Origin of the sequence: Microbacterium sp. (assembly GCF_031178525.1) — a bacterium.
In the GTDB taxonomy this organism is placed as follows: Bacteria; Actinomycetota; Actinomycetes; order Actinomycetales; family Microbacteriaceae; genus Microbacterium.
Genome location: NZ_JAPSJA010000085.1, coordinates 1 through 10,157, shown reverse-complemented (window position 1 = coordinate 10,157; position 10,157 = coordinate 1). Strand labels below are relative to the sequence as shown.

Annotated in this window: 10 protein-coding genes; 9 read left to right on the top strand and 1 reads right to left on the bottom strand. The window is 72.2% G+C overall.

Going from position 1 to position 10,157, the window contains the following annotated elements; genetic code table 11:
• A partial coding sequence (locus RIF89_RS07425; RefSeq protein WP_309068489.1) for a DEAD/DEAH box helicase occupies positions 1-395 on the bottom strand: 395 nt, incomplete at its 3' end.
• Between the two features lie 213 nt (positions 396-608).
• Here RIF89_RS07425 and zapE point away from each other — a divergent pair.
• The 9 genes from zapE (at position 609) to RIF89_RS07380 (ending at position 10,057) form a co-directional block, all read left to right on the top strand.
• A complete protein-coding gene (zapE, locus tag RIF89_RS07420; protein WP_309068488.1) occupies positions 609-1,610 on the top strand; it encodes a cell division protein ZapE in 1,002 nt (333 codons plus the stop codon).
• A 58-nt stretch (positions 1,611-1,668) separates the two neighbouring features.
• Complete coding sequence (locus tag RIF89_RS07415) at positions 1,669-2,592, top strand: LysR family transcriptional regulator (protein WP_309068487.1); 924 nt, start codon at positions 1,669-1,671, stop codon at positions 2,590-2,592.
• Between the two features lie 144 nt (positions 2,593-2,736).
• The gene (locus RIF89_RS07410; protein ID WP_375294451.1) at positions 2,737-4,131 is read left to right on the top strand and encodes an MFS transporter; all 1,395 of its coding nucleotides are present in this window, start codon (positions 2,737-2,739) and stop codon (positions 4,129-4,131) included.
• Complete coding sequence (locus tag RIF89_RS07405; protein WP_309068485.1) at positions 4,128-4,916, top strand: 3-hydroxybutyrate dehydrogenase; 789 nt, start codon at positions 4,128-4,130, stop codon at positions 4,914-4,916. The genes RIF89_RS07410 and RIF89_RS07405 overlap by 4 nt, the downstream gene beginning before the upstream one ends.
• Positions 4,913-5,698: a CoA transferase subunit A gene (locus tag RIF89_RS07400; protein WP_309068484.1), complete on the top strand. Its 786-nt coding sequence runs from the start codon at positions 4,913-4,915 to the stop codon at positions 5,696-5,698. Before RIF89_RS07405 ends, RIF89_RS07400 begins: the two co-directional genes overlap by 4 nt.
• A gap of 3 nt (positions 5,699-5,701) precedes the next feature.
• Positions 5,702-6,352, top strand: a complete 651-nt coding sequence (locus RIF89_RS07395; protein ID WP_309068483.1) for a CoA transferase subunit B — start codon at positions 5,702-5,704, stop codon at positions 6,350-6,352.
• Between the two features lie 27 nt (positions 6,353-6,379).
• Positions 6,380-7,474: a Rossmann fold nucleotide-binding protein gene (locus RIF89_RS07390; protein ID WP_309068482.1), complete on the top strand. Its 1,095-nt coding sequence runs from the start codon at positions 6,380-6,382 to the stop codon at positions 7,472-7,474.
• Positions 7,475-7,503: 29 nt separating this feature from the next.
• Positions 7,504-8,775 (top strand): MFS transporter, encoded by a 1,272-nt coding sequence (locus tag RIF89_RS07385; RefSeq protein ID WP_309068490.1) that lies wholly within the window; start codon positions 7,504-7,506, stop codon positions 8,773-8,775.
• A 28-nt stretch (positions 8,776-8,803) separates the two neighbouring features.
• Positions 8,804-10,057 (top strand): low temperature requirement protein A, encoded by a 1,254-nt coding sequence (locus RIF89_RS07380; RefSeq protein WP_375294450.1) that lies wholly within the window; start codon positions 8,804-8,806, stop codon positions 10,055-10,057.
• The last annotated feature ends 100 nt before the right edge of the window (positions 10,058-10,157 follow it).

Below are 10,157 nucleotides of genomic sequence, written 5' to 3'. Positions count from 1 at the left end.
GTGGGGTTGTTGAGCCGCTCGGGCGAGACCAGCAGCACATCGACCTCGTCGGCCTCGAGCCGGCCCAGCACCTCGCCCCATTCGTGTGCGTTGGTCGAGTTGATCGCGACCGCGCGCACTCCGGCCCTCTCGGCCGCGGCGATCTGGTCGCGCATCAGCGCGAGCAGCGGCGAGACCAGGATGGTGGGCCCCGCCCCCTGATCGCGCAGCAGGCGGGTCGCGACGAAGTACACGGCCGACTTGCCCCATCCTGTGCGCTGCACGACGAGGGCGCGGCGCCGCCCACCCACGAGCGCTTCGATCGCCTCGTACTGGCCCTCGTGGAAGTCGGCGTCGTCGCGTCCGACGAGCCGGCGCAGGGCGTCGAGGGCGGAGGTGCGCAGCGCGTCGGTCATGCCTCCACCCTCGCATCCGCCGCGGACATCGCCGACCGCCCACGGGCATGTCCCGGCTCCTGCCGCACCGGCATGCGCACCCGCCGCCGTCCGCGTCCCACTCCTCGCCGGAATGACGGCGCGCGTGTCGCACTTCTGATCGGAACGGTGGCGCCGGAGCGGCACGAACGGGAACACGGCCTGGTGCCGGGCCCCTGAGGCAGACTGGACGGGATGCCCCGCCCGCCGTCCGTCGACCCCGCCGCCGAGGCGCGCGGGCGCGCATCGTTCGCGGAGCTGAGCAGCCGGACGTTCGAGGAGGCGGCGGCCGCATCGGGCTTCGCGCCGGACGACGCGCAGCGCCGCGCGATCGCGCGGATCCTGTCTCCCCGTCAGCCGCGCGTGTACCTGCACGGTCCCGCAGGACGAGGCAAGACCTGGCTCATGGACGTCGCCTTCGCGGCCGCGCGCACCACGCGCAAGCGTCGCGTGCATTTCCACGCGTTCTTCCCCGCGCTGCACGCCGCGATCTTCCGGCACGCGCACGACCTCGAGGCGGCGCTCGACGACCTGGTGGGCGAGCTCGACCTGCTGTGCTTCGACGAGTTCCACGTGCACGACGTCGCCGACGGCGTGCTCGTGCGCCGGCTGCTCGACGCCCTGCTGGCGCGGGGCATCGCGATCGTCGTCACCTCGAACTACGCACCGGAGCAGCTGCTGCCGAACCCGCTCTTCCACGGCACGTTCGCGCCGGCCATCGCCGCCATCCGCGCGCACTTCGACGTGATCGAGGTCGACGGCGGCGCGGATCACCGCGAGCGCGGTGGCGCGGACGGCTTCGCGGCCGGATCGTGGATCACCGGATCGGCGGAGGGCGCCGGGCAGGGATCGCATGTGATCCGCGGCGAGCGCGACATCGTCGTGCGCGGCCTCGACGACGCCACCGTGCACGCGACGTTCGCCGACCTGTGCGACCAGCCCCTCGGCGCAGCCGACTACGCCCGGCTCGCCGACCTGCGCGAGAGGTGGCGCATCCTGGCGGTGCCGCCCCTCGAGCGGCTGGCGGCGTCGTCCGCACAGCGCTTCGCGAACCTGGTCGATGTCGCGGCCGACCGCGGCGTGCGCATCGGCTTCCACGCCGCCGGCCCTTTCGAGGCGCTCGCTCACGCGCCCGTGCCGCCGCTCGACCTCGCGCGCACGCTCAGCCGGCTGCGGTCGCTGCAGCGGCCGGAGTGACGTCGCCGCGGCCGTGAGGTCGTCGCGCCTGCGTCGCCGCGGCCGGTAGCGTGTCGCCGTGTCCGCATCGCCCAGCGCCGCGCCGTCGGCGGACCAGCTTCTCGTGCTGCTCGAGGTCGCCCGCACGGGCCGCTTCACGAGCGCCGCGCAGTCGCTCGGGCTCACCCACACGACGGTCAGCCGCAACATCGCGGCGCTCGAGGCCGCACTGGGCGGACGGCTGCTGCTGCGAGGGTCGGACGGCTGGGCGCTCACCCCGCTCGGCGAGCGGGCCGCGCGCGCGGCGGAGGGCGTCGCGGCTGCGCTCGAGCGGCTCACGGACGGCGAGAGCGCCGCGGATCCCGTCACGGGGGTCGTGCGCATGACCACCACCGACGGCTTCGCCGCGCTGATCGCCGCCCCGGCCGTCGCGACGCTGCGCGCGGAGCACCCCCGCCTCACGGTCGAGATCGTCACGCTCACGCGCCGCGCGGCGCAGCACCGCTCGGGCGTGGACATCGAGGTCGTCGTCGGCACGCCGCAGGTCAATCGCGGCCGGGCCCTGCGGCTCGGCGAGTACGAGCTCGGCCTGTACGGATCGCGCGACTACCTGTCCCGCCACGGCACGCCCGACTCCCCGGTGGCCGCCGCCGAGCACGGCCTGGTGTACTTCGTCGACTCCATGCTCCAGGTCGACGATCTCGACCTGCCGCGGCGCCTGCTGCCGGGCATGCGCGATGCGCTGACCTCGACGAACGTGTTCGTTCACGTCGAGGCGACGCGCGCGGGCGCCGGGCTCGGGATCCTCCCCTGCTTCGTCGCGGACCGGCATCCGGATCTGGTCCGCGTGCTTCCCGACGAGGTGCGCGATCGTCTGCCGTACCACGCGGTCGTGGCGCCCGAGTCGTGGCGGCGCCCGGCGGTGGCCGCGCTGCTCGGCGAGCTGCGGCGGCAGATGGCCGTCCAACGCGACGCCCTGCTCGGACGGGGCCGCGCGTCCTGACCCGCGCCCGATGTGCATTCGTGCACATGCGCTGTGCCACAATGCGCGTTGCCTGCACAGCGACGAGGCTGACACACTCGCTTGCGTCCTGCGCCGCCGAAGGAGGCGGCGCCGGTGTCAACGACGACATCCCGAAGGGAAGGGATGGCCATGAGCCAGTCACACGGCGCCGCGGCGCCCACGCACTCCGGCACCGAGCCCTCGGTGCTCCGCAAGATCGTCGCCGCCTCCATGGCGGGGACGATCGTCGAGTGGTATGACTTCTTCCTCTACGCCACGGCGTCGGCCCTCGTGTTCTCGAAGGTGCTGCTGCCCGAGATGGGCAACGTGTACGACGCGATCATCGCGGCGTTCGTCACGTACGCGATCGGCTTCCTCGCGCGCCCGCTCGGCGGCATCGTGTTCGGCCACATCGGCGACCGCCTCGGCCGCAAGCACACGCTGCAGCTCACGATCATGCTGATCGGCGTCGCGACCGTGCTGATGGGGTGCCTGCCCACCTACCAGCAGATCGGCGTCGCCGCACCGATCCTGCTCGTCGTGCTGCGATTCGTGCAGGGCCTCGCACTCGGCGGCGAGTGGGGCGGCGCCGTGCTGCTCGTCGCCGAGCACGCGCCGAGCGCGCGGCGCGCGACGTGGGCGGCCTGGCCGCAGGCGGCCGTGCCCGTCGGCAACCTGCTCGCCACGCTCGTGCTGACCCTCATGGCGAACGTGCTGTCGGACGAGGCGTTCATGGCGTGGGGCTGGCGCGTCGCGTTCTGGCTCTCGGCGGTCGTCGTGCTCGTGGGCTACTGGATCCGCCGCACGGTCTCGGAGGCACCGGTCTTCGAGGCGGCCCGCGCCGAGCAGGCGCACGACAAGGCGATGGGCTTCGGCATCGTCGAGGTGCTCAAGACGCGCCCGGTCGGTGTGCTGAAGGGCATGGGGCTGCGCTTCGCGGAGAACATCATGTACTACCTGGTCGTGACGTTCTCGATCGTGTACCTGACCGAGGACCAGGGGATGGAGCGGGGCCCGCTGCTCACGCTCATCGCGATCGCGCACGCGAGCCACTTCGTCGTGATCCTGCTGGTCGGCCGCCTCGCCGACGGGGCTGGCCGCAAGCCCGTCTACCTGGCCGGGGCCCTGCTCGGCGCCACGTGGGGCTTCTGGGCGTTCCCCCTGCTCGACACCAAGGTCGACGGCCTGATCCTGCTGGCGCTCATCGCCGGCCTGGCGATCCACGCGCTGATGTACGCCTCGCAGCCCGCCATCATGTCGGAGATGTTCCCGACGCGCATGCGCTACTCGGGCATCTCGATCTCGTACCAGGTGACCTCGATCTTCGCCGGATCGCTCGCGCCGCTGCTCGCGACCCAGTGGCTCAAGGACACGGGCTCGTGGCTCTACACCGCGATCTACCTCGGCGTCGCGGGGCTCATCACGGCCGGCGTCGTGCTGACGCTGAAGGAGACGAAGGGCACCTCGCTGGAGGAGCTCGACGCCGTCGATGCCGCCCAGACGCGAGCGTCGGAGCGCAGCGAGGTGACGACGGCGTGACCGAGGCGACCAGCACCGTCCACGGCGAGCGCCGGCCCGAGCAGACGCTGTCCGGCCGGAACGCGCTCGTCACGGGCGGCGGATCCGGCATCGGCGCGGCCATCGCTCGCGAGCTCGCCGCGCGGGGCGCGCACGTGACCGTCGCCGACATCGCGGCCGACGCGGCGCAGGCCGTCGCGTCCGAGATCGGCGGCACGGCATGGGAGGTCGACCTCGCCGACACCCCGGCGCTCGACGACCTGCGGCTGGACGTGGACGTGCTGGTCAACAACGCCGGCATCCAGCGGGTCAGCCCGATCGAGGAGTTCGAGCCGGACGAGTTCCGGCGGATCCACTCGATCATGCTGATCGCTCCGTTCCTGCTGGTGCGCGCGGCGCTGCCGCACATGTACGCGCACGGCTGGGGCCGGATCGTGAACATCTCGAGCGTGCACGGCCTCGTCGCCTCGCCGTTCAAGAGCGCGTACGTGTCGGCCAAGCACGGCCTCGAGGGGCTCAGCAAGGTGACGGCGCTCGAGGCCGGTCCGAAGGGGGTCACGAGCGTCTGCATCAACCCCGGTTACGTGCGCACCCCGCTCGTGGAGAAGCAGATCGCCGATCAGGCCGCCGTGCACGGCGCGGCCGAGGAGGACGTGATCGAGGACATCCTGCTGCGTGAGGCCGCCGTCAAGCGGCTGCTCGAACCGCGCGAGGTCGCCTCGCTCGTCGGGTGGCTGACGGGGCCGGACGGCGCTATGGTGTCGGGCGCATCATGGGCGATGGACGGAGGGTGGTCGGCGAAATGAGCGGAACCGGTCTGGACAAGGTCGTGGCGTCAGCCGACGAGGCGGTCGCGGACATCATCGACGGCGCGAGCCTCGCGGTGGGCGGGTTCGGCCTGTGCGGCACGCCCATGGCCCTGATCGACGCATTGCTCGCGCAGGGAGCGAGCGACCTGTCGGTCGTCAGCAACAACTGCGGCGTCGGCGACTGGGGCCTCGGCGTGCTGCTGCAGGCGAAGCGCATTCGCCGGATGACGGCGTCGTACGTCGGCGAGAACAAGGAGTTCGAGCGCCAGTTCCTCGCGGGCGAGCTCGAGGTGGAGCTCACGCCGCAGGGGACGCTCGCCGAGAAGCTGCGCGCGGGCGGATCGGGGATCGCGGCGTTCTTCACGCGCACGGGCGTCGGCACACAGGTCGCCGATGGCGGCCTCCCCCTGCGCTACGACGGCTCGGGCGGCATCGCGCTCGCCAGCCCGCCCAAGGAGGTGCGCTCCTTCGGCGCACACGAGTACGTGCTGGAGGAGGCCATCCGCACCGATTTCGCGCTCGTGCACGCGCTGCGCGGCGACCGGCACGGCAACCTCGTGTTCAACAAGTCGGCGCGGAATTTCTCGCCGCTCGCGGCGATGGCCGGAGCCGTGTGCATCGCCCAGGTCGAGGAGCTGGTCGAGCCTGGCGAGCTGGACCCCGACCAGATCCACCTGCCCGGCGTGTTCGTGCATCGCGTGGTCGAGGTCGGCACGGACATCGAGAAGCGGATCGAGCGGCGCACGGTGCGCGCGGCGGCGACCGGATCGGAGAGCTGAGACATGGTGCTGACACGCGACGAGATGGCCGCGCGCGCGGCCCGCGAGCTCGAAGACGGGATGTACGTGAACCTGGGCATCGGGCTGCCGACGCTCGTGCCGAACCACGTCCCCGCCGGTCGACACCTCGTGCTGCAATCGGAGAACGGCCTGCTGGGCGTGGGCCCGTACCCGACGGAGGACGAGGTCGATCCGGATCTCATCAACGCCGGCAAGGAGACCGTGACCCTGCTGCCCGGCGCGGCCGTTTTCGACTCGGCGCTGTCGTTCGGGATGATCCGCGGCGGCAAGGTGGACGCCGCGATCCTCGGCGCCATGCAGGTGTCCGCGGCGGGCGACATCGCGAACTGGATGATCCCCGGGAAGATGGTCAAGGGCATGGGCGGCGCCATGGACCTCGTACACGGCGCCGCGCGGGTGATCGTGCTGATGGAGCACGTCGCACGCGACGGGTCCCCGAAGATCCTGCACGCCTGCTCGCTGCCCCTCACGGGCAAGGGCGTCGTGGACAGGATCATCACCGATCTGGCCGTGATCGACGTCACCCCCGATGGTCTGCTGCTGCGTGAGACGGCGCCGGGCGTGAGCGTGGATGAGGTGCGCCGCGCGACCGAGCCCGAGCTGCGCGTCGCGGAGGAGCTCGCACGGAGCTGACGGCGCGATCGGGCAGACTCGATCCATATGAGGCAGCGCCAGGGACGAATCGTCACGATCGAGTCGCTCGCCGAGCTGGATCGCCGGCTCGCGCAAGGGGCACGCCGGCTGCGGGGCTGGCGGATCGTCGGACTGGACCTGCGCGACCGCTCCGAGGCGCTCGCCGGGCGCGACACCTCGCGCACGACGTTCGCGGGCTGCACCTTCGCACCGGGCGACGCCGAACGGCACGCCGCCCGCGGCGCGCTCGTGCTGCCCGCGGTCGATGCCGTCCCGGTCGACGCGCACCGCGACGCGCTCTACACGGCCGACGAGCTGTACGACGACGCGGCCTACCAGCGCACGCTGGACGGGCGCGCGTACGCATGGTCGCAGGGTTCCGAGGAGGACGGCCTGCTCGCGCGCGCACTGCACGACGACGGCGTGGATCGCGCCCTCGCGGCGTGGACCGCGCGGCACCGGCTCGTCGGGGTGATGGGTGGTCACGCGCTGCGCCGCGGCGAGCCGGGCTACGCCGACGCCGCGCGTCTCGGCCGTCTGCTGGGCACGGGTCTGACGGTCGCCACGGGCGGCGGTCCGGGCGCCATGGAGGCCGCGAACCTCGGTGCGCGACTCGCCCGCGCCGACGAGGACGTGCTGGACCGTGCGCTCGGTGCGCTCGCGGCGGCGCCGTCCTATCGCCCGTCGATCGAGGACTGGATCGCCGCCGCCCGGACCGTGCTCGCCGACACCGCAGACGTCCCCGCGACCGACACGCTCGGCGTGCCCACCTGGCACTACGGGCACGAGCCGCCCAACCTGTTCGCGACCGCGATCGCGAAGTACTTCCGCAACGCCCTGCGCGAGGCGATCCTGCTGCAGGTCTGCGACGCCGGCATCGTGTTCCTTCCCGGCGCAGGCGGGACGGTGCAGGAGATCTTCCAGGACGCGTGCGAGAACTACTACGCGACCGAGGACGCGATCGCGCCGATGGTGCTTGTCGGCCGCACGCACTGGACCGAGACGCTGCCCGCGTGGCCTCTGCTCCGGGCGCTCGCCCGGGGCCGCGCGATGGAGGCGCACATCCATCTCGTCGACACGGTCGACGAGGCCGCCGCGATCGTGCGGGCGGGCGTCGCGTGAGCCTGCCCGCTCCCGCGCCGTCCTGGCGCATGTGGCTGATGTGGACGATCGGCGTGGTCGGCTACGTGCTCGCGATCACCAACCGCACGTCGCTGTCCGCGGTCGGCGTCGACGCCCAGCATCGCTTCGACGCCGACGCCTCCACGCTCGCGATGTTCGCGGTGCTGCAGCTCGCGGTCTACGGCTTCATGCAGATCCCGGTCGGGCTGTGGCTCGATCGCTGGGGCGCGCGGCCCATCATGACGATCGGCATGGTCCTGATGGCGATCGGGCAGGTCGTCATGGCGCTGTCCCCCACGGTCGGAGTGGCGATCGCCGCCCGCATGCTCCTCGGAGCGGGCGACGCCGCGATCTTCCCCGGCGTGCTGCGCCTCATCGCGACGTGGTTCCCGGCGCAGCGCGGCTCGGTCATGATGCAGCTCACCGGCATCTTCGGACAGCTCGGGCAGGTCATCGCGATCGTGCCGCTGCCGCTCCTGCTGCACGCGACCGCGTGGGAGGTCGCGTTCGGCGCGCTCGCGGGCGGCGCGATCCTGTTCGCGGTGCTGATCGCGGCGCTCGTCCGCAATCACCCGCCGCAGCTGCCGGCCGACGTGTCGGTCAACACCGACACGGGCGCGATCACGGTCGTCACGAGCGCCATCGACACCCGGCAGGGCATCAGGGCGGCGTGGCAGCAGCCCGGCACCCGCCTGGCGTTCTGGACGCACTTCGCCACGCCGTTCGCGGGAACCGCGTTCGTGATGCTGTGGGGCATCCCCTACCTCACGGCCGGCGAGGGCCTGTCGTCGGGGCAGGCCGCCGCCGTGACGTCGGTGTACGTCGTGGCCGGCATCGTGCTGGGCCCGGTCGTCGGCACCTTCTCGGCGCGGCATCCGCACCTGCGCTCGCGCTATCTCGTGCTCCCCGCGGTCGCCGCGCAGCTGGCCGTGTGGGTGAGCGTGCTGCTGTGGCCGGGGACCGTCCCGATGTGGCTGCTGATCGTGCTGGTCGTGGCGCTCGCGATGGGCGGCCCCGCATCCATGGTCGCCTTCGACTTCGCGCGTGCGCACAATCCCGCGCACCGGCTCAGCACCGCGACCGGCGTCACGAACGTCGGCGGATTCCTCGCCGCCCTCATCGCGATCCTGTTCATCGGCATCGCGATGGACCTGCAGGGCGCCTCGCGACCCGAGAACTACACGGATGAGGCGTTCCGCTGGGCGTTCGCGACGCAGATCCCGCTGTGGATCCTGGGTGCCGCGATGATCGTGCGAGAGCGACGCCGCCTGCGCACGCCGCCCCGCGACGTGCGCCGCTGACGCCGACGCGACGCCGCGTTCTGGCACGATGAGGGCCGTGACGAACGACGCGCCCCTCCACCATCGCGCCCGCCGGATGCGCGGGCGCGATCCGCGCCAGGCGCACCGCGCGGCGACCCCGCTCGAGCTGCTGTACGACCTGACGTTCGTCGTGGCGTTCAGCCAGGCGGGCACGCAGGCCGCGCACCTGCTCGAGCTCGGGCACTTCGGCGCGGCCATCGCGGGGTTCGCGTTGGGGACCTTCGGTGTGACGTGGGCGTGGATCAACTACTCGTGGCTCGCATCCGCGTTCGACAACGACGACATCGTGTTCCGCATCGCGACCTTCGTGCAGATGGTGGGCGTGATCATCCTGGCGCTCGGCATGCCGCCGCTGTTCCACTCGATCGACGAGGGCCATCACCTCGACAACGTGCTCACGGTGACCGGCTACGTGGTGATGCGCATCGCCGGCATCGGGCTCTGGCTGCGGGTCGCGCGTCACGATCCGCAGCACCGCCGCACGGCGCTGACCTACGCCGCGCTGGTCGGCCTGATGCAGATCGGCTGGATCGTGCTGATCTTCGTCGACCCTCCGCTCGTCGTGGCGATCGCGCTGTTCGTCGCGCTCGGCGTCGCCGAGATGCTCGTCCCCCTCGTGGCGGAACGCCGCGGTGGCACCACGCCGTGGCATCCGCACCACATCGCCGAGCGCTACGGACTGCTCGCCATCATCACGCTCGGCGAGGTCGTGCTCGGCACGGTGCTGTCGGTCTCGGCGGTCGTCGAGGAGGAGGGATGGTCGCTCGCGGCGGGCGTGGTGGCGTTCGGCGGCACGGCGCTCGCGTTCGGCATGTGGTGGATCTACTTCACGTTGCCCTCGGCCGAGGTGCTCGCCGAGCGCCGCGGCCGCTCCTTCCCGTGGGGCTATCTGCACCTCGCGCTGTTCGCCGCACTCGCCGCGACCGGCGCCGGGCTGCACGTCGCCGCGGTGGCGATCCGGCGCGACGCGCACATCGACGACGTCACCGCGCTCCTGACGATCGTGATCCCGGTCGGCGTGTTCATCCTGGCCCTGTTCACGATTTACAGCGTGCTGCTGGGGCGCTTCGCCCCGCTGTCCGTGCTGCTGTTCGCGGGATCCGCCGTCGTGCTCATCGCGGCCGTGATCGCGGTCGCGGCGGGCGCGTCGCTGAGCCTCGGGATCGGAGTCGTCGCGCTCGCGCCCGTCGTGGTGATCGTCGGCTACGAGACGGTCGGCCATCGGCACCAGGCGGCCGCGCTCGCCGAGCTGAGGGCATAGCGCAGCCACGAGCTAGCGCAGCCGAACCTCCCGTGCAAGCACGCGCGGATGTCGGAGGCGGCTGACAGCATCGAGGCATGACTCGCCCCGGACCCGCCCG

Bases quoted from the DNA above. Each gene is read 5' to 3' on its own strand.
- zapE (WP_309068488.1), top strand. From the start codon at position 609: ATGCCCCGCCCGCCGTCCGTCGACCCCGCCGCCGAGGCGCGCGGGCGC.
- RIF89_RS07410 (WP_375294451.1), top strand. From the start codon at position 2,737: ATGGCCATGAGCCAGTCACACGGCGCCGCGGCGCCCACGCACTCCGGC.
- RIF89_RS07400 (WP_309068484.1), top strand. From the start codon at position 4,913: ATGAGCGGAACCGGTCTGGACAAGGTCGTGGCGTCAGCCGACGAGGCG.
- RIF89_RS07395 (WP_309068483.1), top strand. From the start codon at position 5,702: ATGGTGCTGACACGCGACGAGATGGCCGCGCGCGCGGCCCGCGAGCTC.
- RIF89_RS07390 (WP_309068482.1), top strand. From the start codon at position 6,380: ATGAGGCAGCGCCAGGGACGAATCGTCACGATCGAGTCGCTCGCCGAG.
- RIF89_RS07385 (WP_309068490.1), top strand. From the start codon at position 7,504: ATGTGGCTGATGTGGACGATCGGCGTGGTCGGCTACGTGCTCGCGATC.
- RIF89_RS07380 (WP_375294450.1), top strand. From the start codon at position 8,804: ATGAGGGCCGTGACGAACGACGCGCCCCTCCACCATCGCGCCCGCCGG.